This is a genomic window from Streptomyces sp. NPDC028907, from assembly GCF_055564995.1.
On sequence record NZ_JBVHVE010000012.1, the window covers coordinates 250,782 to 273,567 of the forward strand.

General features: G+C 68.6%; 21 protein-coding genes and 2 pseudogenes. 12 read left to right on the forward strand and 11 right to left on the reverse strand.

Annotated elements, in window-relative coordinates; all coding sequences use genetic code 11:
* The first annotated feature begins 24 nt into the window (after positions 1-24).
* The 9 genes from ACZ4UU_RS32825 (at position 25) to ACZ4UU_RS32865 (ending at position 9,279) form a co-directional block, all read left to right on the forward strand.
* Positions 25-1,173, forward strand: a complete 1,149-nt coding sequence (locus ACZ4UU_RS32825; RefSeq protein ID WP_471907015.1) for an alanine racemase — start codon at positions 25-27, stop codon at positions 1,171-1,173.
* An 81-nt stretch (positions 1,174-1,254) separates the two neighbouring features.
* Entirely contained in the window at positions 1,255-1,989 is a 735-nt protein-coding gene (locus ACZ4UU_RS32830) for an SDR family NAD(P)-dependent oxidoreductase (protein WP_471907016.1), read from the forward strand.
* A 269-nt stretch (positions 1,990-2,258) separates the two neighbouring features.
* Positions 2,259-2,681: a cupin domain-containing protein gene (locus ACZ4UU_RS32835; protein WP_471907017.1), complete on the forward strand. Its 423-nt coding sequence runs from the start codon at positions 2,259-2,261 to the stop codon at positions 2,679-2,681.
* Between the two features lie 426 nt (positions 2,682-3,107).
* A complete protein-coding gene (locus tag ACZ4UU_RS32840; RefSeq protein WP_471907018.1) occupies positions 3,108-4,214 on the forward strand; it encodes an ABC transporter substrate-binding protein in 1,107 nt (368 codons plus the stop codon).
* Positions 4,207-5,349: an ABC transporter ATP-binding protein gene (locus ACZ4UU_RS32845; RefSeq protein WP_471907019.1), complete on the forward strand. Its 1,143-nt coding sequence runs from the start codon at positions 4,207-4,209 to the stop codon at positions 5,347-5,349. The genes ACZ4UU_RS32840 and ACZ4UU_RS32845 overlap by 8 nt, the downstream gene beginning before the upstream one ends.
* A gap of 3 nt (positions 5,350-5,352) precedes the next feature.
* Positions 5,353-6,249 carry an ABC transporter permease gene (locus tag ACZ4UU_RS32850; RefSeq protein WP_471907020.1) on the forward strand — a complete coding sequence of 299 codons (897 nt, stop codon included), beginning with the start codon at positions 5,353-5,355 and terminating at the stop codon, positions 6,247-6,249.
* Positions 6,249-7,112: an ABC transporter permease gene (locus ACZ4UU_RS32855; RefSeq protein ID WP_471907096.1), complete on the forward strand. Its 864-nt coding sequence runs from the start codon at positions 6,249-6,251 to the stop codon at positions 7,110-7,112. Before ACZ4UU_RS32850 ends, ACZ4UU_RS32855 begins: the two co-directional genes overlap by 1 nt.
* A 61-nt stretch (positions 7,113-7,173) precedes the next feature.
* Positions 7,174-8,658, forward strand: a complete 1,485-nt coding sequence (locus ACZ4UU_RS32860) for an NAD-dependent succinate-semialdehyde dehydrogenase (protein ID WP_471907021.1) — start codon at positions 7,174-7,176, stop codon at positions 8,656-8,658.
* A gap of 258 nt (positions 8,659-8,916) precedes the next feature.
* Positions 8,917-9,279 (forward strand): Lrp/AsnC family transcriptional regulator, encoded by a 363-nt coding sequence (locus ACZ4UU_RS32865; RefSeq protein ID WP_471907022.1) that lies wholly within the window; start codon positions 8,917-8,919, stop codon positions 9,277-9,279.
* Between the two features lie 1,316 nt (positions 9,280-10,595).
* Here the strand turns inward: ACZ4UU_RS32865 and ACZ4UU_RS32870 are convergent.
* Entirely contained in the window at positions 10,596-12,392 is a 1,797-nt protein-coding gene (locus ACZ4UU_RS32870; RefSeq protein ID WP_471907023.1) for an ABC transporter ATP-binding protein, read from the reverse strand.
* Positions 12,389-14,077 carry an ABC transporter ATP-binding protein gene (locus ACZ4UU_RS32875; protein ID WP_471907024.1) on the reverse strand — a complete coding sequence of 563 codons (1,689 nt, stop codon included), beginning with the start codon at positions 14,075-14,077 and terminating at the stop codon, positions 12,389-12,391. Before ACZ4UU_RS32875 ends, ACZ4UU_RS32870 begins: the two co-directional genes overlap by 4 nt.
* Positions 14,078-14,241: 164 nt before the next feature.
* Between ACZ4UU_RS32875 and ACZ4UU_RS32880 the strand changes: the two genes are divergently transcribed.
* The gene (locus ACZ4UU_RS32880; RefSeq protein WP_471907025.1) at positions 14,242-14,931 is read left to right on the forward strand and encodes a TetR/AcrR family transcriptional regulator; all 690 of its coding nucleotides are present in this window, start codon (positions 14,242-14,244) and stop codon (positions 14,929-14,931) included.
* 308 nt (positions 14,932-15,239) lie between these two features.
* The gene (locus ACZ4UU_RS32885) at positions 15,240-16,055 is read left to right on the forward strand and encodes an SDR family NAD(P)-dependent oxidoreductase (RefSeq protein ID WP_471907026.1); all 816 of its coding nucleotides are present in this window, start codon (positions 15,240-15,242) and stop codon (positions 16,053-16,055) included.
* A gap of 66 nt (positions 16,056-16,121) precedes the next feature.
* Here ACZ4UU_RS32885 and ACZ4UU_RS32890 read toward each other — a convergent pair whose 3' ends face one another.
* Both ACZ4UU_RS32890 and ACZ4UU_RS32895 read right to left on the reverse strand, forming a co-directional pair.
* On the reverse strand, positions 16,122-16,409 hold the full coding sequence (locus tag ACZ4UU_RS32890) for a hypothetical protein (RefSeq protein WP_471907027.1): 288 nt from the start codon (positions 16,407-16,409) through the stop codon (positions 16,122-16,124).
* Entirely contained in the window at positions 16,312-16,686 is a 375-nt protein-coding gene (locus tag ACZ4UU_RS32895; protein ID WP_471907028.1) for an FAD-dependent monooxygenase, read from the reverse strand. The genes ACZ4UU_RS32890 and ACZ4UU_RS32895 overlap by 98 nt, the downstream gene beginning before the upstream one ends.
* Between ACZ4UU_RS32895 and ACZ4UU_RS32900 the strand changes: the two genes are divergently transcribed.
* The gene (locus tag ACZ4UU_RS32900; RefSeq protein WP_471907029.1) at positions 16,606-16,911 is read left to right on the forward strand and encodes a methyltransferase; all 306 of its coding nucleotides are present in this window, start codon (positions 16,606-16,608) and stop codon (positions 16,909-16,911) included. The two genes, ACZ4UU_RS32895 and ACZ4UU_RS32900, sit on opposite strands and share 81 nt — an antisense overlap.
* Here ACZ4UU_RS32900 and ACZ4UU_RS32905 read toward each other — a convergent pair.
* The 7 genes and pseudogenes from ACZ4UU_RS32905 to ACZ4UU_RS32935 form a co-directional block, all read right to left on the reverse strand.
* Positions 16,815-18,086: an MFS transporter gene (locus ACZ4UU_RS32905; RefSeq protein ID WP_471907030.1), complete on the reverse strand. Its 1,272-nt coding sequence runs from the start codon at positions 18,084-18,086 to the stop codon at positions 16,815-16,817. The two genes, ACZ4UU_RS32900 and ACZ4UU_RS32905, sit on opposite strands and share 97 nt — an antisense overlap.
* Before the next feature lie 171 nt (positions 18,087-18,257).
* Positions 18,258-19,274: a cupin domain-containing protein gene (locus ACZ4UU_RS32910; RefSeq protein ID WP_471907031.1), complete on the reverse strand. Its 1,017-nt coding sequence runs from the start codon at positions 19,272-19,274 to the stop codon at positions 18,258-18,260.
* A 408-nt stretch (positions 19,275-19,682) separates the two neighbouring features.
* On the reverse strand, positions 19,683-20,024 hold the full coding sequence (locus ACZ4UU_RS32915) for a histidine kinase (RefSeq protein WP_471907032.1): 342 nt from the start codon (positions 20,022-20,024) through the stop codon (positions 19,683-19,685).
* Complete coding sequence (locus ACZ4UU_RS32920; protein WP_471907100.1) at positions 20,021-20,173, reverse strand: hypothetical protein; 153 nt, start codon at positions 20,171-20,173, stop codon at positions 20,021-20,023. The genes ACZ4UU_RS32915 and ACZ4UU_RS32920 overlap by 4 nt, the downstream gene beginning before the upstream one ends.
* Before the next feature lie 95 nt (positions 20,174-20,268).
* Positions 20,269-20,391 (reverse strand): annotated as a pseudogene (locus ACZ4UU_RS32925) (methyltransferase domain-containing protein); the annotation flags it as partial.
* A gap of 43 nt (positions 20,392-20,434) precedes the next feature.
* Positions 20,435-20,734: pseudogene (locus ACZ4UU_RS32930) on the reverse strand (methyltransferase domain-containing protein); the annotation flags it as partial.
* Between the two features lie 116 nt (positions 20,735-20,850).
* On the reverse strand, positions 20,851-22,248 hold the full coding sequence (locus ACZ4UU_RS32935; protein ID WP_471907033.1) for an amidohydrolase family protein: 1,398 nt from the start codon (positions 22,246-22,248) through the stop codon (positions 20,851-20,853).
* Between the last annotated feature and the right edge of the window lie 538 nt (positions 22,249-22,786).

The following is a 22,786-nucleotide window of genomic DNA, read 5'->3' on the forward strand; positions in this document are numbered from 1 at the left end:
GGCATCCAGAGGGAGCCGGCACCCGTGCCCCTCGATCAGTCCAGGCAGAACCACAAGGAGGGCAGCGTGAACCGGCTGCAACGAGCACTCGACGCTCTGGTCGAGCGGATCGACACCCCCGCGCCGATCGTGCTGGTCGACGTCATGCAGGGCAACATCGACCGCGTCCAGGGTTTCGCCGACCAGCACAACCTCAAGGTCAGACCCCACGTCAAGACGCACAAGTGCGTGGAGATCGGGCGACGCCAGATAGAGGCCGGCGCGGTCGGCATCACCGCGGGAAACGTCGGTGAGGCCGAGGTCTTCGCCGCGGCCGGCTTCGACGACATCTTCCTCGCCTACCCGATCTGGGCCGCGGGAACGAAGCGAGCCCGGATCCGCCGACTCGCCGAGTCCGCCCGGCTGCGCGTCGGCGTCGACAACGTCGCCGCGATCGAGGCCCTTGCCGACGCGATGGGGGACGAACCGGACCGGCTGCAGGTCGTGATCGAGGTCGACTGCGGTGCCCGTCGTTCCGGGGCGCCGCCCGAGTTTGCGGGCGATCTCGCGCTCGCCGCCCGCAAGCGCGGTCTGGTTCCGGTGGGAGTCTTCACCTATCCCGGTCACGGCGGCGCCGACCAGGACGCCCGCCGGCGCGCCGCACAGGACCAGGAGGCCGAGCTCACCACCGCCGTACGCAGTCTGGCGGGTGTCGGGGTCACCGCGGAGGTGGTCAGCGCCGGCTCCACTCCCACCCTCGAGTTCTCCAAGAGCGGCGTGATCACCGAGATCCGTCCCGGCGAGTACGTCTTCGGCGATCTGAACAACGCCCGGCTGGGTTCCTGCACGGAGGACCAGATCGCGCTGTTCGTCGCCGGCACCGTGGTCAGCGACTGGGTCCCCGACCAGGTCATCGTCGATGTGGGCAACAAGGTCCTCAGCAAGGAGGGAAGCCCCGAGATCGGCTACGGCGGCATCGCCGGCACGAAGGCGGCCCTGTCCAAGGTCAACGAGTACCACGGGTTCCTCCCGCTGCCGGACGGCGAGTTCCGCCCCAGCGTCGGCACCCTCGTCCCCGTGGTGCCGAACCACGTGTGCCCGGTCGTCCTCGGTTTCGAGGAACTGATCGTCACCGACAGTACAGGCACGTCGCTGGAGCGGTGGCCGGTCGACGCCCGCGGATTCCTCAACTGACCGGCCCCCAGGGCAAGACCCTGCGGCCGAGCCGCAACCCGACGGCCGATCTCCCCCGTCCCCCGTAAAGGAATGCCTGACATGAGACTCAACAACGTCACGGCCCTGGTGACAGGCGCCAGCAGTGGCATCGGACAGGCGGTGAGTTCCCACTTCCGCCGCGAGGGCGCGCGGCTGCTGCTCACAGGTCGCAGGGAGCGACTCGACAGCGCTCAGCCCGACGACCTGTACGTTCCCGGAGACCTCAACGACGAGTCGTTCGTCGAGCACCTGGCCAAGCAGGCCGCCGAGTCCTTCGGCACCGTCGACGTCGTCGTCCTCAACCACGGCCTGCAGGCCGACGGTCCGCTCACCGAGATGGCCTGCGACGACGCGAGAAACGTGCTCGAGAGCAACCTGCTCAGCGCGTTCCTGGTGATGAAGCACTTCGCCCCGCTGATGCCCGAGACCGGCGGCTCGTTCGTCTGCGTCAGCTCACGGCTGGGCATGGTCGGCATGGCAGGGCAGGTCCTGTACTCCGCCGCCAAGGGGGGCCTCATCATGCTCGCCAAGGGCGCGGCGATCGAATGGGCCCCGCGCAACATCCGCGTCAACGTCGTCGCTCCTGGCCTGACCGCCACGCCGATCATCGAAGCGGCGTTCCAGCGCAGGCCCGACCCCGAGGCCTACCGCCGCCAGCGCGAGAGCACGATTCCGCTCCAGCGCCTCGCCACCCCCGAAGAGGTCGCCGACGCGGTGCTCTTCTTCGCCTCGTCGGAGTCGTCGTACGTGACCGGATCGGTCCTGACCGTCGACGGCGGGTACACCGCTGGCTGAACACCCTGCTGGCATCACCATCAGCGAGGAGCTGACCGACCTGTTCTCCGTCGCTCCTTGTGCCTCGGGCGTCCGCCGATCGCGGGACATGAACTGTCGAACAAGCGTCGAGCGCGTGCCCCATTCGCCTGCCCCGCTCGAACGGCGTCACCCTCAGTGCGCCCGTGCCGACAACCGTATCCGGGCCACCCGGCCACCTCGGCACCAGCCACGATGCCTCGTCGGCCTCCGCACATCGGGCACGGGCCATGCCCACGAGCGTGTGTCAGATGCCGCTCAGCAGCAGCTCGTCGACCATGGCAGCGGCCACCAACTTCTCAAGCTCCAAAAGGAAAGACATGTCGCTCCTGAAGGCCATCGACACCAATCCCTCCTTCACGCCGCGGGAGTCCGGGCCGCTCCCGGAACGCCTGATCTCCGGCGACCCCACTTTCCGGACCTGGGCCCAGGACGTCGCCCGTGGGGAGTCGATCCATACGGGCGTCTGGGAAGCGACGCCCGGCGAGATGCGCTCGATCAAGGGCGAGACCTTCGAGTTCTGCCACATCCTCTCCGGCATAGTCGAACTCACACCCGAAGGCGGCGAGCCGGTGATCTACAAGGCAGGCGACAGCTTCGTCATGAAGCCGGGCTACGTCGGCGTCTGGAAGACCATCGAAACCGTGCGCAAGATCTACGTGACCGTGACGTGATGCCGATGCCCGGCCCCGATCGCCTTCCGGGTCTACGCGACGCCACCTGCTGAGCAACGTCGCCGCGGCCGATGGTCCGCTCGGCCCGCCCCTCAGCCGCAGGCCAGGATCTGCTTCATCCTCACCAGAGCCCTCATGCTCCGGCTCTGCTGAGGACCACCCCCACTCCGCTGGTCACCCCCCTGTCCCGGCTCCCGTTTCCCCACCGCCACTCACCCGGGTCACCCAGCCGACATCGCTCCGGCGACAAGGTCGTCGGGGACCCGATCCACGGCGAACACGCGCCACGCGCCCAAAGAGGCGACCGACAACACAAACGGGCAAATCTTCTGTCCGCGTTCGCCGCCCTGCACATCCCACCCCCCACCTGCGAGGTAAAGCCCCCGCACAGCAGGTCCCACGCGTCCCTAGATGAGGAGTTTCACCATGAGTGATTCCGTGATCGGTCGTAGAGCACTCCTGCGTGGAGCAGGCGGACTGGCCGCCTTCGCCGCTCTTCCCTCCCTCGCCGCCTGCGGCTCGGGTACCAGCCGCAGTGCTTCCACCGGCTCCGGTGGTAATGCCGGCAAGACGGTGGTCGTCCGTGACAGTGGCGGTTCCTATGGTGCGGCCATGCAGAAGGCGATCTACACGCCGTTCGAGCAGGAGACCGGCATCAAGGTCAAGGTGCTGAACCTGGACGACGCCCCGCTGCTGGCGCAGATCAAGCAGGGCCGGCCGCAGTGCGACCTCATCAACAACTCGATGATGTCCCACTTCAAGTACGTCAAGCAGGACGCGCTGGAGGCGCTGGACCCCGACCGGGTCAAGAGCCTGAAGAGCGCGAAGATCCCGGAGAACCAGATCACCGAGTATGCGATCGGGCACAGCTTCTACGGTCAGTGCATCGCGTACCGCACCGATGCCTTCGGCGGTAGGAAGCCGGAGTCGTGGGCGGACTTCTGGGACACCAACGCGTTCAAGGGTGCCCGTGCGATGGTTCACCCCGACGGTGACCTGCCGGAGCTGGAGTTCGCGCTGCTGGCCGACGGCGTCCCGATGGACAAGCTGTATCCGCTGGATGTGGACCGCGCCTTCAACGTGCTGACCCGGCTGCGGGGTGACATCAAGAAGTTCTGGGACAGCGGCCCGCTCCCTGGCGTGCTCCTCAGCCGCCAGGAGGTCACGATGTCCACCGTGTGGGACGGCCGGATCGCGGACCTGCAAAAGCAGGGTGTCCCGGTCGAGCGGCAGCTCAACGGCATGCGCCGCCAGTTCCAGGGTTACGCCATCGCCAAGGGTGCGGCCAACGCGGACGCCGCCTACCAGTTGATGGACTTCTCGTTGCGGGCGGAGAGCCAGGCCGCCCTGGCGAAGGCCTTCCCGTCGAACCCGTCCTCGCCGCTGGCTTACGCGAAGCTCAGCGAGGACGAGCGCAACGGGCTCGCGGGTGCGCCGCAGTACTACGACAAGGGTTTCGACACGGATGTCGACTGGTGGCTGAAGAACGAGTCGGCCGTCACCGAGCGCTGGCTGGAGTGGGCTCGTGGCTGAATTCAGTGTTGCCACACCGTCTGTCAAGGTGGCCGGCGGTACGCCGGCCACCGCGGCCGGCAAGGCGCTGTCGGTGGTGGCTCTGCGCAAGACCTACGGCGACGTGGTCGCTGTCGACGAGGCGTCGATGGAGATCGCGTCCGGGGAGTTCGTCACCTTCCTCGGCTCCTCCGGGTCGGGCAAGACCACGACGCTGATGATGATCGCCGGGTTCTGCGAACCCGACTCCGGCACCATCACCGTCGGCGGCCGCGACGTCACCCGCCTCGCCCCGCAGAAACGGGGCCTGGGGTTCGTCTTCCAGCAGTATCTGCTCTTCCCGCACATGACGGTCGCTGAGAACGTCGCCTTCCCGCTGACCCTGCGCGGTGTACCGAAGGACGAGCTCCGCAGGCGCGTCGGCGAAACGCTGGAGATCGCCGGCCTGTCCGGCTTCGGCGGGCGCAAGCCGCGTGAGCTGTCGGGCGGTCAGCAGCAGCGCGTCGCCCTGTGCCGCGCACTGGTCTACCGTCCGCCGGTCATCCTCATGGACGAACCGCTGGGCGCGCTGGACAAGAAGCTGCGCGATCAGCTGCAGGTCGAGATCAAGACCATCCAGCAGGAACTGGGCCTGACCGTCATCTATGTGACGCACGATCAGGAAGAGGCGCTGGTCATGTCGGACCGCATCGCGGTGATGCGCAACGGCCTGATCGAGCAGTTCGACACCCCCCGCGAGCTGTTCGAACGGCCCAAGACGCCGTTCGTGGCGGACTTCCTCGGCGCGGCGAACTTCCTGCCCGGCCGCATCGACGAGCACGACGGCGAGCACACCCTGGTCCGCCTCACCCAGTCCGGCACTCCGCTGAAGGCGCGCCGCCACCAGCTGTCCCCGGGCACTGAAGTGAAGGTCGCCGTCCAGCCGGGCCGGCTGCGGGCTTGCGGCGCCGATGAAGGCTTCTGTACCGGCACGGTCGAGACCGCCACCTACGTCGGCACGCTGGTGCGCGCCGGGGTGCGGATCGACGGCGGTGACGGGCCGCTGCTGCGCCTGGAAGTCCCGGCCGGCCGCGGGCCCGTGGCCGGCGAGCGGGTCGGGATCAGCGCGGACCCCGAGGATGTCAACCTTTTCCCCACGGACGAAAAGGCGGGATGAGTCATGGCCGCCACCCTCACCGCGGGCGCTCCCGCCCGCCCCCGCAAGCTCCTTGCCTCGCGCCGGACGCGGGTCGGGATCCTGTATGCGCTGCCGGTCGTCGTCTACCTGCTGGTGCTGTTCGTCTACCCGATCTTCTCCACGCTGCTGCTCAGCCTGAAGGACGCCGACGGATCGTTCACCTGGCACTGGTACGCCGAAGCCCTGACCGGTGTGAACCTGTCGGTGCTGTTCACCACGCTGCGGATCTCCGCCGAGACGGCGGTGCTGAGCCTGGTCTTCGGGTTCGTCCTGGCGCAGGCGATCACCCGGCTCAAGCCCATCCTCGCCGGGCTGGCGATGCTGGTCGTGGTCGTCCCGCACTTCGTCTCCGCGCTGGTGCGCACGTACGGCTGGATCATCATGCTCGGCGACAAGGGCCTGGTGAACGAGACCCTCACCAGCATGTCGATTCCCGGCGCCCCGTTCCAGCTCCTCTACAACGAGTTGGGTGTGGTCATCGGTACGACGTCGATGATGCTGCCGTACACGGTGCTGCTGCTGTACGGGGTGATGCGGGGGGTGGACCGGCGTCTGCTGGCGGCCGCGTCCAGCATGGGCGCGGGCAAGGTGACCATCTTCCGCCGGGTGTACCTGCCGCTGGTCGCCCCCGGACTGGCCAGTGCCGGACTGCTCAGCTTCATCCTCTCCCTGGGCTACTACATCACCCCGGCCCTGATGGGCGGACCCAACCAGACCATGATCGCCACCCTCATCAACCAGCAGGTGACCAAGGAGAACCAGTGGAACGGGGCGGCCGCCCAGGGCGTCATCCTGCTGGTCCTCACCCTGGCCGGACTGCTCCTGGTGAAGGCCGTGACCTCGCTGGGCGCCAGCCGTAAGAAGAGGAGTGGGTCGTGATGGAGCTGCGCAAGTCCCTCACCGGCCGGATTGCCCTGACCGCCGTGGCCACCGTGATCCTGCTCTTCCTCGCGCTGCCGATCGTCGTCATCCTCGTCACCTCCTTCAGCAACAACGCCTTCGCCTCCTTCCCTCCCGAGGCATGGACGCTGAACTGGTACAAGGCTCTGTTCGCCGATGGCAGCAAATGGCCCGCCGCACTCTCGTTGTCCGCTCTGGTCGCCGCCCTGAGCACCGTGTTCTCCCTGATCATCGGGGTGACCGCGGCGACCGCCCTGGTCCGCAGCGAACTCCCCCTGCGCTCCGCGGTGTTCGCCCTGGTCCTCGGCCCCCTGGTCATCCCGCAGATCGTCACCGCGCTCGGGTTGTTCCTGCTCTTCGAGCCGGCCGCGATGCTGGGCAGCCCGATCGCCATCGCGCTGGGGCACACGGTGCTGGCTTCCCCGATCGCGGTGCTGATCCTGATCGCGACCCTGCGCGGTATCGACGAACGTCTGGAGGACGCGGCGGCCAGCATGGGTGCCGGGCGCCTGACGATCGCCCGGAAGATCACCTTCCCGCTGGCGGCGCCGGGCATGATCGCGGCGGCGATCTTCTCCTTCATCACCAGCTTCGACGAGTTCTACATCTCCCAGTTCCTCTCCTCCGTCGACACCGTCACCCTCCCGGTGCAGGTCTACAACTCCCTCACCTTCGACATCGACCCCAGCGTGACCGCGGTCAGCGCCATCCTCATCGCCTTCGCGATCCTCGCCCTGGGCCTGGTGGCCCTGGTGCGCTGGCTCGGCTCCGGACGACAGGACTCCCTGCTCTCGGTCGAGAACACGGTCGGCGTCGCCCACCCGGGAGGCGAGGCCGTATGACCACCCACCGATCGTGCTCTCTCCACCCACCATCCTCCCGATCAGCGAAAGAGCCACGCGCATGACTGACACGCTCACCGCTCCCTCCGAGGAGTCGGCAGTCCTCGAATCCGTCCCCCGTGGCTTCCTCGCCCACGACTGGCAACCCGCCACCGGCGGTCGCACCTTCGAGGTTCGCAACCCCGCGACCGAGGACGTCATAGCCACCGTCGCCGACTGCGGCGCACAAGACGCGCTCACAGCACTGGACGCGGCGGCCGAGGCCGCCGACCAGTGGGCCCTCACCAGCCCGCGGGACCGGGCGGCCGTCCTGCACCGGCTCACCGACGCCCTGACCGAAGACCGTGAGCGTCTGGCCCGGATCATCACCCTGGAGATCGGCAAGACGATCACCGAAGCCCGGGGTGAGGTCGACTACGCCGCGGCCTATTTCCGCTGGTACGCCGAGGAGGCGGTCCGCCACCACGCACGCAGCACACCCTCCCCGGACGGCAGGAGCCACATCGTCACGGTCGCCGAACCGGTCGGACCCTGCCTGCTCATCACTCCGTGGAACGTGCCGCTGGCCATGGCTGCCCGCAAGGTCGCCGCCGCCCTGGCCGCAGGCTGCACCGCCGTGCTCAAACCGGCCGCGCTCACCCCGCTGTCCTCTCTGATACTGGGCGAGTTGGCGCGTGAGTCCGCCGCGCCCGCGGGTGTCCTGACCGTGATCACCAGCAGCGACGCGGCAGCGGTCACCACGGCGCTGCTGGCCGACCCCCGGCTGCGCAAGCTGTCCTTCACCGGGTCCACTCCGGTCGGCAGGCTGCTGCTGCAGCAGAGTGGTGCGCGGGTGCTGCGCACCTCGATGGAGCTGGGCGGCAACGCGCCGTTCCTGGTCTTCGACGACGCCGACCTCGACCTCGCGGTCCGCGAAGCGATGATCGCGAAGATGCGGCTGGGCGGTCAGTCCTGCGTCGGCGCCAACCGGTTCCTGGTCCAGGAGCACATCGCCGACGCGTTCGCCGCCGCGCTGGCCGAACGCATGGCCGCTGTTCGGGTGGGCTCGCCGGAGCTGGAGGACACCGAACTCGGCCCGCTGGCCGACCACCGTGCGGTGGACAAGGTCCGCCACCTCGTCGAGGACGCCGTGGCCCGTGGTGCCGTCGTCATCGGCAAGGCGGACATCCCTGACGGGCCGGGCCACTGGGCCGCCCCCACCGTGCTGGACCACGTCCCCGCCGACGCCGCGATCATGCACGAGGAAGTCTTCGGACCCGTCGCCGCCATCCACCGGTTCTCCACCGAGGCCGAGGCCATAGCGGTGGCCAACAACACCGAGCACGGCCTCGCTTCGTACGTGATGACGTCGCACATCGACCGTGCCCGCCGGGTCGCCGCCCGCCTGCAAGCTGGAATGGTCGGCATCAACCGCGGGCTGGTCTCCGAGGTCGCGGCACCCTTCGGCGGGGTCAAGCAGTCCGGCCTGGGCCGCGAGGGCGGACCCGAAGGCCTCCACGAGTACCAGCAGCTCAAGTACCTGTCCATGCCCGGCTTCCACACCTGAGCAGCCGACACGAGCGCAGGGCTCGCCCGCCCCCTGGTGAGCGGCGGGGGTGACGCGGCGTTCGGCGACGGCCACCAGCAGCGCAGCTTCAGAGGCCCGACACACGCGTGCGCTGCCGCCTCTGATCCCGATCCGGGCACATCATGAGCCTGATCAGCAACCACCAAGCACCATGCTCCGCAGGAACCCATGGCCCCCGCGATCCGTGTGCCGTGGCGCCTGCCATCTCCACCAACTTCATGAAGGAGACGGTCGACGGTGGACGGCATCGACGAGAAGATCATCGCCGAGCTGACCCGCGACGCCCGCATCTCGCACTCCGATCTGGCCGGCAAGGTGCTGCTCTCCCGCAACGCGGTGCGCCAGCGCATCGAACGGCTGGAGCGCCAGGGTCACATCGCCGGCTACACCATCGTCCGCGCGGGCGACGACACCGGCGATGTCGTCTCGGCGCTGGTCCTCGTCCACCGCCAGGACCGCATGCGCGGCGGCGACGTCCTGGCCGCGCTCAAACGCATCCCCGAGGTCGTCATCTGCGAGATCCTCAGCGGCGACTTCGACATCATGGTGCGCCTGGAGGCTGCTTCGTTGGAACGCGTACGAGTCATCTGGGAGACATAGCCCAGATGCCCGGCGTACGGGACACGGTCACCGCTCTCACCCTGTCCAGCATCGTCAACCGCCCGCGAGGAGGGCGGAGCGCAACGGCACCGGGGTGAGCAGCGCCATCGCCTCTTCCCTCTCCAGCAGCCCGCCCTGCAGCACGAGGTGCACGTGGCGGGCCAGGTGCACCTCGTTGGCAGTGTTCCCCGTAGTGCGGTGCGTGCGCAGTGCGGCCGCATGTGGTGGCCCTGAACCGAGGTCAGTACCAGGTTGCCCGATCAGAGGCTCGACGGCGTGGAGTTGGTGTCGCCCGTGAAGCGGCATCCGCCAGTGCACGAAGGGAAGAGCGGGCGAGGTGAGGTCAAGGCATGGCTCACCACAAACCTGGGACGAGTGCCCCAGGGGCGCGTCCCTCTCGAGGTCGCCACCAAGCATCCTCACGCTCGGGGCCCAGCTTGCGGCGGGATCACGAAAGGAAATGTTCTCTGTCAACTGCGAGGAAGCGCGTCGCCGTGGTCGGAGTGGGAACGATGCAGTGCGGACAACGTGAGCGCGGAGGTGGGCATCGACCTGCCGGCGCCCATGCTGGAACGAGCCCGGGTCCGCGCCGCCGCCGATCCCGCTGCCGAGGTACCGGCGCTGCTCGGACACATGGGGTGAACCTGCGATTCCGCGCCGGGGCGGACGCGAGTCGGCTCAGGAAGAGTCGCTTTGCCGTTGGACTGGCGGGCTGCCTGCCGTGCCCGTCAGCCGCGTCGGGGCCGACGACGCCCCCGGCGAAGACCGATGTCCGCGAAAGCAGGAGAGAGCGTGCGCATGTCCGTGATGCCCCGCGCCGCTGCCTGTCCGCCGTGACCCTTCGCCCCCACACAGCGCCCGATTCCCTCGCGGCTCGCTGCGCTGCTGCGCGCTGATTTCGGGCCGCTACTCGCGGACTTCGTGGCCGACTGCCCTGGCCTTCCACGCCTTCCTGCGCGCCCGCCGTGATGCCGGGTGTGCCCGAGCACGACACGTTCCCTTGGTCTTGTCTTCGTCCGCACTGTCCCCGGCCGCATGGTTTCGCGGTTCCCGACGCCCGTCCTGGCTGTCCGATCCGAAGGGGTCTCCAGGCGGTCGGGACCCGGCCCGACGGGCTGGGCGGCGAGTTCGGGGTCGGTTATCGCCGGCATCGCTTACGAGGTCCACAGGACGTGGAACGTCCGGTTCGCCTCGTCGGTGGGCAGGGCCTCGGCGAGCAGGGACTCGACCCGGGCTCGTGACGCCAACGGGCTCTGCCGGGCGGACAGGCGTGCTGCAGTGTCTCTCGCTCTGCCGCGCCGATGCGGTCGGGCCGGTTAGGCGCTTTGGGTCGCCACCTCCGCGAACTGGGACGCATACAGGCGCGCGTAGGCGCCACTGGCCGCCAGCAGTTCCTCGTGCGTGCCCTGTTCGACAATGCGGCCCGCCTCCATGACGAGGATGGCGTCCGCGTCGCGGATGGTGGAGAGCCGGTGAGCGATGACGAAGCTGGTGCGGCCGGTGCGCAGGTCGGCCATGGCGTGCTGGACGAGGGCTTCGGTGCGGGTGTCGACCGAGGAGGTGGCCTCGTCGAGGAGGAGGAGCGACGGCCGGGTCAGGAAAGCGCGGGCGATGGTGAGCAGTTGGCGTTCGCCCGCGCTGAGGTTGGTGCCGTTCTCGTCGAGGAGGGTGTCGTAGCCGTCGGGCAGGGTGCGGATGAAGTGGTCGGCGCGGGCCGCCTTGGCTGCCGTCACGATCTCGTCGTGCGTGGCGCCGTCCTTGCCGTAGGCGATGTTGGCGGCGATGGTTCCCTCGAAGAGCCAGGTGTCCTGAAGCACCATGCCGATGTGGGCGCGCAGTTCGGGGCGGGGCAGGGCGGCGATGTCGGTGCCGTCGAGGGTGATGCGGCCGGCGGTGGGGTCGTAGAACCGCAGGAGCAGGTTGACCAGGGTGGTCTTACCGGCGCCGGTGGGGCCGACGATGGCGATGGTCTGGTGCGGGGTGACGGTGAGATCGAGGTCTTCGATCAAGGGCTCGGCGGGGTCGTAGCGGAAGGAGAGGTGCTCGAACTCAACGCGGCCGGTGACCTGTTGGAGGCTCCCCGTCGCCGGGTCGGAGACCTGCTCGTCGGCGTCGAGGAGTTCGAAGACGCGTTCCGCGGACGCGACGCCGGACTGGACGGTGTTGATGAGGGCGGCGGCCTGGGCGATGGGGTTGTTGAACTGCTGGGTGTAGGTGATGAACGCCTGGATCCCGCCGATGGTCATCGCGCCGGCGGCCACCCGCAGCCCGCCGAGGACGGCGACGGCCACGAAGGTGACGTAGCCGAGGAAGGCCAGGGCGGGTTCGATGACGCCGGAGAAGAACTGGGCGCGGCGGGCGGCCTCGTACAGGGCCCGGTTGCGCTCGTCGAAGTCGCGCTGGGCTTCCTCACCGCGGCCGAACAGCAGCATCTGGTCATGCCCGGTGAACCTCTCCTCGACGTGGGCGGCGAGTTCGCCGGTGGCACGCCACTGCCGGGTGAAGTGCGGTTGGGAGCGGCGCCCCAACAGCCGCGTGACGCCTGCGACGACCGGCAGGGACGCCACCACGACCAGGGTGAGCAAGGGCGAGAGCCACAGCATCATGCCCAGCACGCCGACGACGCTGAGCAGCGACACGGCGATCTTGGTGAGGAGCTGCTGGAGGGTGAGGGCGATGTTGTCGGCGTCGTTGGCGATCCGGGAGACGAGGTCGCCGCGCGGTCGGCGGTCGACGTACGCCAGGGGCAGCGCGGTGAACTTCGCCGACGCCTGTTCGCGCAGCCGGTGGGCGGTGTGCTGGCCGATGTCCTGCGCCAGCCGTCCCCGGGCGAGTGCGCACGAGGCAGAAACCGCGACGAGTGCGGCCGCCACCCCGAGGACTCGTCCGACGCGGCCGAAGTCCGCTCCCCCGTCGGCCACTCCGCGCACGATCAGGTCCGTGGCATGACCGAGGATCATCGGGACGGACAGTGTCAGCGCGACGCTGATCAGGCTCAGGGCCAGGCACGGGATGAGCCTGCGCCGGTCCGGTCCCATCGCGCGCAGCAGCCGCAGCGCCGAGGTGCGGAAGTCCTGGGGCTTACGGCTCTTCTCCCCTTCTGAGCTGGTCACGCGGCGGCCTCCTCGGCGGTCAGCTGGGACAGGACGATCTCCCGGTAGGTCGGGCTGGCGGCCATGAGTTCGGCGTGGGTGCCACTCGCCTCCACCCGGCCCTCGTCCAGGACGACGATGCGGTCGGCGTGGCGGACGGTGGTCACCCGTTGGGCGACGATGACGACCGTCGCGCCCGCGGTCCGCTCGGCGAGGGCAGCGCGCAGGCGGGCATCGGTGGCCGCGTCGAGCGCGGAGAACGAGTCGTCGAACACATACAGGTCCGGGCGGGCCAGTAACACGCGGGCGATCGCCAGGCGCTGGCGTTGCCCGCCGGAGAAGTTGCCGCCGCCCTGCGTGACGGGGGCGTCGAGTCCGTCGGGCAGGGCCTCGACGAAGTCACGGGCCTGCGCGGTCTCCAGCGCCTGCCACAACTCGTCCTCGCTCGCCTCGGGACGCCCGTAGCGCAGGGTGGAGGCGACGGTGCCCGAGAAGAGGTACGGCCGCTGCGAGACCACCCCGACCGCCGCCGCCAGCGTGGCCCGGTCCATGTGCCGTACGTCGACGCCGCCGACAAGGACCTGCCCCTCGCTCGCGTCCAACAGCCGGGCCACCAGGTGCAGCAGCGTCGACTTGCCGCTGCCGGTCGAGCCGACGACCGCGACGGTCTGACCGGGGCGGACGGTCAGCGACACCTCGCGCAGCACCGGCTCCTCGGCACCGGGATAGCGGAAGCCGACCCCTCGCAGCTCCAGACGCCCCGGTTCGAGAAGTCGGGTGACCGGCACCGACGGCGTGGCCAGGCTGCTCTCGGTGTCGAGGACTTCGCGGATACGGCAGGCGCACGCACCCGCCCGGGGGGAGAGGACGAACGCCATCATCGCCATCATCACGGCCTGCAGGATCTGCGTGAGGTACTGCAGGAACGCGATCAGCGTCCCGGCCTGTATCCCGCCTCCGGCCACCCGGTGCCCGCCGAACCACAGCACGGCGATCCCCGAGAACTCCATGATCAGCATGGCCGTCGGCATCGCGAACGCCTGCATCCGCCCGAGCCGCAGCCCCACCTCCAGCAGGTCCCGGTTGGCCTCGGCGAACCGGGCCTGCTCGTGCCCGTCACGGACGAAGGCCCGCACCACCCGGATCCCGGTGATCCGCTCCCGCACCAGCTTCGTGACCCGGTCCACCCGCTGCTGCAAGGACGCCGACAACGGCACCTGCCGACCGAAGATCACGACCATGGCGGAGGTCAGCACCGGGAGCACGGCCACGAGCAGCAGCGACAGCGGTGCGTCCTGGCGCACCGCCATCACGATCGCCCCGACGCCCGTCACCGGCGCGGTCAGCATCAGCGTGAACAGCAGCAGCGCCAGGGCCTGGATCTGCTGCACGTCATTGGTGGTCCGGGTGATCAGCGAGGCCGCACCGAACCGCCCGACCTCCCGTGCGGAGAACGTCCGCACCCGGGCGAAGACGGCCGACCGCAGATCCCGCCCGAGGGCCATAGCCGTACGCGCACTGACGTACACGGCCGCCGCGGCACACACCATCTGCACCAGCGTCAGCGCGAGCATCACGCCACCGGCCCGCAGGACATGACCGGTGTCGCCGCGCAGCACCCCGTGGTTGACGGCGTCCGCGTTCAGCGTCGGAAGGTACAACGCGGCGGTGACCTGGGCCAGTTGCAGAACAGCGATGGCGGCCACGGGACCAGCGTAGGGACGAAGACCGGCCGCCAGCAGCCGGAGCAGGACACGCACATGCACCAACTCCCAATAGTGCCACTGAGTGGCAGTATGCCATGAGAGGCGATTACGTATCAGTGACTTCTTCGGCGAGGAAGCGCGCAGGGGAAGCTAAGGTGACCCGCATGGAGACCCGGCCCTCCGCCACGACCAGCGGAAAGAGCGACGCGGCGGACGACCGTGTCCTGCCGCTGCGCGAACGCAAGAAGCAGCGCACCTTCCGCGCGCTGGCCGACGTGGCGCTCGCCCGCTTCACGGAGCGCGGCTTCGACGAGGTGACCCTCGACGAGCTCGTCGACGAGGTGGAGGTCTCCAAACGGACGTTCTTCCGCTACTACTCCTCCAAGGAGTCGGTCGCGCTCGCCGCCGAGGCCGAGCTGTGGATCTCCTACGTCGACACGTTCACGGAGACCGAGCTGCACGGCGACGTCCTCACCGTCCTTGGCACCACGCTCGTCGACACCATCAAGGCGATGGACGAGGACTGGCCCCGCCGCTTCCTCGCCACCCGCCGCCTGGCCGCCGGCCACAACGGCCTGCGCAAACACAGCCTCATCATGGCCAACCACCACCAGGAACAGATCGTCGAACAACTCGAAGGCAGACTCGGCCGCGACGGACGCGAGGACGTACGGCTGCGCCTCCTCGGCGAGATCGCCTTCGGCGCCTACCGCGTCGGCGCCAAGAACTGGACCGCCGGGCGAGGCCAGGGCGCCGGCAGCCGCGGCGCAGGCGGCCGGGCCACGCTCGCCGCCCGCGTGAGCGAGGCGTTCGCCGCCGTACCTGACGCCGTCGCGCTCGCGGCTGACGGCTGACGTACGACCACCACCCCAAGTGCGGCCGGTGCACCTTCCACCGGGGCGATCTCGCCGGAGTCTGCGACGGCCTCGGCTCCCCCAGCACGTTGACGTAGGCCACCCACTCAGCCTGCTGCGGCCCGCCACCTACGTCATCGACCCGCCGACGCGATCCGCTGGTCCCTCGTCAACACCGACCACACCACCCGCGCCGAACGGCCGGCATGACCCTGTCGGGTTTGATCAACTGGTCCAGCAGCCCACCTCGGCTGTTCTGCGTAGGATCACACAGCCTGTTCCCCCGCTGGTGAGGAGCGCCAACGATCATGGCTGACGAGCGTGTTGTCGTTGTCACGGGTGGAGGTACCGGCATCGGCGCAGCGACCACCAGATTGCTGCGCGCCGCCGGGCACCGTGTCGTCATCAGCGGACGGCGGCCGGGGCCGCTGCGACAGGTGGCCGCCGCAACCGGTGCTGTGGCGCACCCCTCCGATCTCACGGAGGCGACAGCCGTCCATGATCTTGTCGAGACCACGGTCTCCCGCTACGGCAGACTCGATGGACTGGTCCTCAACGCAGGTATCGGACGCGGTGGCGCGGTGGGAGATCTCTCGGACGAGACGTGGGACATGGTGATCCGTACCAACCTGACCGCCCCCTTCCTGTTGTTGCGCGCCGCTCTCCCGCACCTGTTGAAGGCCCGCGGCTCGGTTGTCGCGGTCGCCTCCGTCTCGGCACTGCGCAACGGGAAGAGCAACGCCGCATACGCGACCTCCAAGGCCGCGCTGCTCCAGCTGTGCCGTTCGCTGGCCGTCGATTATGGGAGCCAGGGGCTGCGGGCCAACACCGTGTGCCCTACCTGGGTGCGCACCGAGATGGCCGACCGTCGTATGGCGCGGTTCGCGCAGGAGTCGGGATTGGGCGGCGGAGTCGAGGAGGCGTACGAAGAAGCAACGAAACTAGTGCCCGCCGGGCGCCCGGGCGATCCGTCCGAGGTCGCCGAGGCGATCGTCTGGCTGCTGTCGTCCGCCGCGTCCTTCGTCAACGGGGCGGTCCTGGCGGTGGACGGCGGGATCACGGCTCTCGACGCGGGAACGGTGCCGTTCGGCTTCCGCCTCGAAGGGCGCGCCGGCGGTCACTGACGATCGGCGTCGCCGTGCGGGGAGGCCGATCGGTACGCCTTGGCCATCCGCAGCAGGAAGGCCCTTTCACCCGCGAGGTCCCTGCTGCCGGATGAGTAACCCCCCTCTGTGGGTCGCGCGGGGGCAGACCCCTGGATAGGGGCCCCCGGGCCACAGGACGTCCCATATGCGGTGACGCGGCTTGACCAGGGCCACGTGGGGAACAGCGGTGACCAGATCGTTCCACATCGGCCACAGGCGCCAGGTGACGGCGATGTCAGACAGGCCGCGCCGGAATAGGGAGAAGGTCGGTACCAGGATGGCGATGGCGCGCAGCGCACCGTGCAGATCCATCAGCAGCTGAAGCCAGGGCATGGGCCATAGCCCGCCTGTGGTGACCCGGACGAGATACCCCAGCCAAAAGGCGCCGACCATCCCCGTACCGAGGCCGAACAGGACTCATGGTCAGGGACCCGGGGTGCTTGGCCACGGTGATGGCGTCGACGCCGTGGCGCGAGAGCAGTGCGGCAGCGGTGAGGCCCGTCGGCCCGGCTCCGACGACCAGTACAGGATGGTCGTCGACGCAGTAGTACCCGACGGCAATGCCCCGCACCCTGCCAAGGCCATGGACATCATCATGCTCGCTCTGCATGAAGGCAAGGAGCGCACCGAAGCCGAGTTCGCGCGGCTGTTCGCGACAGCTGGACTGCGGCACACGACGACCCGGCACACTGCGCTGCCCATCAGCGTGGTGGTCGCCGAGGCCGACGCGCGGCGACGTCAGGACTCATCAACGACACCGGGGGTGCGGACGAACGCCGTGGCGAGCGCCACCGCGAGGGGGAACACGGCGAGCACCAACAGGATCGGGCGATAGGAGTCGGAGAGCCCCCTGCCGAAGGAGAGCACCAAAGGACCGAACGCAGACGCACCGACCGTCACGGCATGTACGACCCCGCGGATGGCCCCGAGGTGCCCCACACCGAAGCAGCGGGGGAAGGCCACGGCCTCCAACGTACGGACGCCATGGCCGACCGCCCCTAGGGCGAGGCTGTAGGCCAGCACGGAGATACCCGGTTGCACCCATCCCGCACCTGCGGTCAGGGCAGCGAGGACGAGCATGACCGAGATGATCAGGATGAGATCGGAGAACCGGTCGGCAAGCCACCCGAGTACCAGGGTGGCAGCGAGTCCACCCACCATCTGCGGTAGGAAGGTGGCTGCGGCCTCGGTAGAGCTGAGACCGCGCTCACCTAGCAGCGACAGCAGGTGGAAGTTGAGACCGGTACCGATGAGGCTGCAGATTCCCACCCCCAGCGTGACCACCCAGAACACGCCTGTACGGAGAGCCTGCCGCAGAGTCAGGTCAGTGGCTGCCGCTTCGTCCTCAGCGGCTTTGTTCTTCTCCGCTTCGATTTCCTCCCCTGCGGAGGCGGTGCCTTGACCCTCGGGTGAGCTGGTGCCGCGTCGGGGACGAGGCGGCAGGAACAGGGCTGCGGGGACGACGAACAACCAGACTGCAAGTCCCTCCAGCACCAGGGCGGTACGCCAGTCCTGGTGCTGGATCACTCGTTCCAGGGCTAGCGGCACGAGCGAGATGATCGCCGTACCGATGGCCGAAGTGAGGCCCATGGCAAGACCTCGGCGTCGCTCGATGTAGACGGCCACGGCCGTGGTAGCGACGAGGCTGAGCGCGCCTTGCCCGCCGACACGCATGCCGATGAAGGCCATCGTGAGGCTGGGGACGCCCGCGATCAGGCTCGAAGCGATGAGGATTCCACCGAAGCACAGGGCGACGCCGGCCATCAGGGCACGTGGGCCGAAGCGGTCGATGAGCCTGCCGAGGAACGGCATGACGAAGGCACCCGAGAGAGACCCGATGAGGTAAGCGGTGGAGACCGCCGAGCGGCTCACACCGAGGTCCTGGATGAGCGGGTCGACGAAAACCGAGACGGCTGTGGTCTGTCCGGGGGCGGTCAGCCCGAACGCGATGGCGGTGATGGTGACGACGCGCACCATGGATGCCCGGTCCGGATGCGAGGTGCGCTGCACTGGTGCAGTGCGGGAGGAAGAGCCGAAAGGCAAGACGGTGAGTCCTTCGTGATGGTGAACTGCGGTGGCCTGTGTCTGGGCAGTCGCGAGGGCAGCCCGCCGCCTGTCAGGAGGCAAGCTGCCCATGTGGGACGAGTGCGGAGAAGGGCTGGGGCGGCGCGGGCCTGGCGATCAGGCCACGATGTCCGCCGGCACGTCAGGATCGAGGCGTACTGGATTCTTCGCTTCGATCATGATGATCGACCAGTCCGTGTAATCGACACTGTCCCATTCGTTGCGGGACGTCTGCCGGTCGTCCTCAGAAACTCCGTGGTTGATTCCCTGCGGATCGTGGTCGATTCGACCGGTCTGCAGAGACGTTCCCTGCTTTCGCCCGCCATGCATCAGATGCACTTCGTCGTAATCCGTTTCACTGCACATGAATACAGCCATGGTAGGCGGAATGTGCAGGCTATCCGACATGAGAACGTTCCAGTCCTCGATATTGAAAGCGAATGGGAACAGATCCCCCTTCCACCCGTACACATCGAACGGATGATTCGCGAACATCAAGGACGAATACTCCTGGTCGTACTTTACCTTGACCTCGAATTCTCCTTCTTCGAGGACAGGCGGCTTGAATTGCGGGGTCCTGATAAGGTCCGTGTCGAACGGAGCACGCCGGCCAAGACCGGCGTAGGTGGGCACCTGCAGTTCATCCCGGGTCTCCACGCCCAGCAGGAACACACCCTGGTCGATCCGCCAGCGGTGCGTCGCCCCCTTCGGTAAGTACACGTAGTCACCGGCAGCGAAAGGGATATCTCCGTACTCGGTCTCGACCGTGCCGCTCCCCTGATGGACGAACCAGCACTCGTCCCCGTCCACGTTGCGTCGGAACCACGGCATCGACTCCGCGCGCCGACTGAGCCAGATCGTGCAGTCTGCATTGAAATACAGCCGCTGCGGCAGCCCGTCGGGGCTCTTGAGATCACCAGTCACCAAGGCATTACCGTCGACCGAGGTACTGCGGAAGTGCCCCGTGGACCGATAGCTGGTCGGATCCCCATGTCGATAGAACACCGTGGAGCGGCCATCGAAGCCCTGGCGCGTGAGTTCTTCTTCCTTGTGTCCTGGCGTGAGGTTGCGATGCGCTTGCAGCGGGGTGGCACCCTGAGTCAACTGCATCAGGCTACGCGATTGGATTGCCATGTCGCCCCTTTCTTACAGACCGAAGAGGAGTCAATTTCCTGGCAGCACGAACCCAAGTTATCCGCGACAAGAGTGGATCAGCAAGTGCTTTTCAACTTGCTTTTAATGGACAGAAGAAGGAGAAACGATTCCTTCATGTCAAGCTGTTCATCTGTCAAATCGGCACGACGTTGGATCAGCCCAAGTTGTTCCGGAAAGCGAAGACTCTCAGAAGACGCGCGAAGATCAGCATGCGCTCGGCGACATCGGCGCCTCACGAGGCCGGACTGCCGCTGAAGTAACCCGCCTGTCGACTGGCCGAGCGTCCACTGGTAGCTAACTCAAGACGAACAGCACCTGCTACCCGGGAGGCAGACCTCCTGAGCGTCGCAGCTGGCGTCCCCCTTCATCAACACCCAGTCAGCGGCGCTACGACGGCGATTCCGCGACTGTTTCAGGGAATCGGGCGCGCAAACCACCAGACCGGAACGCGTGCAGACTGATTCCCGCGTGGCGGTGCCAGGGCGCGTACTGGCTCAGCAGGACCTCGACGCTGTTCCCTGCCCGTTGGGAGGCGGTGCCCACACGGGCCGACGTGACCGGATGTGCCGCGTGCGTCCCGTCGTCCGGCTGCCGTAACACGTAGAGCAAGGAGCTGAGTTCGTCCAGGACATCGCGGCCGGCATGCCGGATGTGGCCGAGAGCCGTGTCGGCCTGGTCCGGTTCGGAGCGCAGGAGATGCCTGGCGACCTCCGCCTGAAGGGCGATCACGTCGTGGATTCCCGGGCGATACGCAGTCGCTCCTCGGCGACCCGTCGGCGGGCCTCCTCCTCGCTCGCCTCTGCCCGTACCGCCCGGTCCTCCGTCGCGTCGATGTAGTCGCGCCAAGTGCGTACGGCGCTCCCGAGTGCGGCGCACATGCCGACCCAGGCGAACCCACCGGTGCCCTCGGTTCTGGATGCCAGTTCCGTCCAGTGGATGACTTCTGCACGGTGAAGTCGAACTCGTGGAGCACCACGATCCCGTCCGGCCGCAGGAAACGGGCGAATCGGCGGAGGGTGGCGGCGGGGTCCTTCTGGTACGGCAGGACGTAGCGGCCCACCATTGCGTCGAAACGCTCGTTTCGTATCGAAGTCATCAAGGTCGGCAAGCTCGAATTCGACGCTTCCGCCGGAGCCGTCGTTCCGCGCCCTGCGGCGAGCCTTGTCCGTGGTCACCGGGTCGCGGTCGACGCCCAGGACTCGGCCGCGCGGCCCCACCATCTCGCCGGCCAGCATCGAGACATCACCCATCCCCGAACCGAGGTCCAGCACGGACATGCCGGGTCTCAGACCGCTCAGCCGCAGAGACCGATCCGTCCAGGGACGCAGGATCCGCGCCTGCGCCATGAGCCGCTGGTGCTCCAAGTCGGAGCTTTGGAGCAGGTAGTCGTCGTGATCGTCGGATGCGGCCCGTGCGGCCGACGTGGTCCGTTCACTCATTTCGCTTCCCGTTCTCCGTGGTGTTCCCGATTTCCGGGCTCGGGGGGGTGAGGGCGGGGCGCGCGACGTAGACCGCACGCGCGCCTGCGGTCGGAGCCGGCGGCGCTGGGTTCGAGTCAGCGAGCGCTGACCGCGGCCGCGGTGGCGCGCAGGGCCCGGGCGGTACGGCGGAGGTCGGCGTGGACCAGCCGGCCCGCGAACTTCACGACCCTCCCTGCCACGAGGACCGTGTCCACGTTGTGCGGCTGAGCCTCCGTGACCACGGCGCCGATGGGGTCACGCTCCGCGGTGAGCATGTTGAGGTCGTCCAGGCGGAGCATGATGATGTCGGCCTGCTTGCCGGGGCGTAGAGAGCCGGTGCGGTCGGCCAGCCCCATCGCGGCGGCACCGTCCAGGGTGGCCATCCGCAGGATGTCCTTGGCGGTCATCCGGGGGTCCTCCGCGATCTGGCCGGCGAGGTGCGCCGCCCGCATCGTGGAGAACATGTCACCGGGGGCGAAGGCGACGGTGTCGACGCCGGTGCCCGTGGTGATACCGGCGCGCCGCAGACGGCCGGCCTCGTCGCCGGGCGTGGCCGATGCGGTGGCGCCCGAGTCGGCGATCAGCTTCAGCTCGTCGTCGCCGATGCCGTTGGCGTGGACGTAGAGGGTCTTCTCGCGGAGCAGGCCGGCGTCGCGCAGGGCGAAGACGGGCTGTTCGTTGACGGGCGTGCTGGCGAGGTGGATCGTCAGCGGCAGGTCCAGCTCGTCGGCTGTGCGCCAGTCCTTGGCCACCGTCGCCATCGGGGTGGACACGGGGCCGAGCGGGGCGTAGGCCATGGTGACGCGAGCGTTGTCGTCGGCCAGACGCTCGCGGATCCGGCGGACGTCGGCGAGCTTCCCGCCCCCGGTGACGTCGACCGGGGTGCCGTAGCCGAAGACCGCGCGCAGCCCCGCCGTCTGCAGTGCGTCGACGGCGGCCTCCGCGAGTTCGGGCGAGTACGCGATGTGCGCGAAGTCCAGCTGAGTGGTGATGCCGGCATCGAGGCACTCCAGCGCGCCGGCCAGGGTCGCGATGTGCACGTCCTGCGGCCGGAACTTCGGTCCGACCTGCCCCAGAAGGCGGAAGTAGGCGTCGAGGTCGACGTCCACGGCCGCGCTGCGCAGCGCCGAGTGCCACATGTGCCGGTGGGTGTCGACGAAGCCCGGGAGCACGATGTGGTCGGTGGCGTCGACGACCATGGCGCCGTTGGAGCGGAGGCCTCGCCCGACGGCGGTGATCCTCCCCCGCTCGATCAGGACGTCGGTGCGGGCGTGGGCGACTGGCTGGGGCTCGGTGTCGATGACGTGGCCGTTGCGGATCAGGATCCGGCCCTTCGGCATGCCACTGCCCGTCTCTCTCGTCAGGTGTGCCGAGCCGGGGTGCCGGCTTCCACCGGGTGACGCGGTCGCCGGTGACGCGGTCGCCGGTGATGCGGTCAGAGCGACCGCGGCGGCGGCCGCCCCGGTCAGCAGGTTTCGGCGGGGCATGTTCATGGTTCGTCTCCGTTGCCTCGGAAGGATCGACGTGGACAGCCTTGCTTCGCGGATCTGGACGCGCCGGACAACAGTCCGGTTATCAACGACTCCGGGCCTGGTCCCGGAGGGGAGGGCACGATCGAGCTCCCGCTGGGTGTCAAGCACTGGGCGGCCCAGGGCAGGACCTACTCGCCGGCCCTGCTGTGGAAACGGTTGGCTTCGCCGGGTGGACGGGCTGGGGACTTCACCGCGTGGTCCTGCTCGTTCCGCACCGCCCGGCCGGGACGGCCACGGTGGGAAGGCCCCGACGGGGACTGCGCGGCGCGATCACCGCCCGGAGATATGACGCCGCCGTCCGCCGGTGGGGTCGGTGGAGGCAGGGGTGAAGGGGAGGGAACGGGAGCAGGAATGGTCGAGTGGCAGCCCGGCAGCCTCGGCACGACCGCCGACCGGCCTGGCAGCCGGGTCACCGACAGCACACCTGGTGTGGTGACGGGTTTGGCGGCCTGCCGACCTGTGAGTCGGGCGGTGAAGCGACCAGGCTCGATACTCCCGG

Excerpts from the sequence above, each read along its gene's own strand:
- ACZ4UU_RS32830 (WP_471907016.1), top strand. The coding sequence starts at position 1,255 with ATGAGACTCAACAACGTCACGGCCCTGGTGACAGGCGCCAGCAGTGGC.
- ACZ4UU_RS32835 (WP_471907017.1), top strand. The coding sequence starts at position 2,259 with ATGCCGCTCAGCAGCAGCTCGTCGACCATGGCAGCGGCCACCAACTTC.
- ACZ4UU_RS32840 (WP_471907018.1), top strand. The coding sequence starts at position 3,108 with ATGAGTGATTCCGTGATCGGTCGTAGAGCACTCCTGCGTGGAGCAGGC.
- ACZ4UU_RS32850 (WP_471907020.1), top strand. The coding sequence starts at position 5,353 with ATGGCCGCCACCCTCACCGCGGGCGCTCCCGCCCGCCCCCGCAAGCTC.
- ACZ4UU_RS32855 (WP_471907096.1), top strand. The coding sequence starts at position 6,249 with ATGGAGCTGCGCAAGTCCCTCACCGGCCGGATTGCCCTGACCGCCGTG.
- ACZ4UU_RS32860 (WP_471907021.1), top strand. The coding sequence starts at position 7,174 with ATGACTGACACGCTCACCGCTCCCTCCGAGGAGTCGGCAGTCCTCGAA.
- ACZ4UU_RS32880 (WP_471907025.1), top strand. The coding sequence starts at position 14,242 with ATGGAGACCCGGCCCTCCGCCACGACCAGCGGAAAGAGCGACGCGGCG.
- ACZ4UU_RS32885 (WP_471907026.1), top strand. The coding sequence starts at position 15,240 with ATGGCTGACGAGCGTGTTGTCGTTGTCACGGGTGGAGGTACCGGCATC.
- ACZ4UU_RS32890 (WP_471907027.1), bottom strand. The coding sequence starts at position 16,409 with ATGCCCTGGCTTCAGCTGCTGATGGATCTGCACGGTGCGCTGCGCGCC.
- ACZ4UU_RS32900 (WP_471907029.1), top strand. The coding sequence starts at position 16,606 with ATGGTCGTCGACGCAGTAGTACCCGACGGCAATGCCCCGCACCCTGCC.
- ACZ4UU_RS32895 (WP_471907028.1), bottom strand. The coding sequence starts at position 16,686 with ATGCAGAGCGAGCATGATGATGTCCATGGCCTTGGCAGGGTGCGGGGC.
- ACZ4UU_RS32910 (WP_471907031.1), bottom strand. The coding sequence starts at position 19,274 with ATGGCAATCCAATCGCGTAGCCTGATGCAGTTGACTCAGGGTGCCACC.
- ACZ4UU_RS32920 (WP_471907100.1), bottom strand. The coding sequence starts at position 20,173 with ATGTGCGCCGCACTCGGGAGCGCCGTACGCACTTGGCGCGACTACATC.
- ACZ4UU_RS32935 (WP_471907033.1), bottom strand. The coding sequence starts at position 22,248 with ATGAACATGCCCCGCCGAAACCTGCTGACCGGGGCGGCCGCCGCCGCG.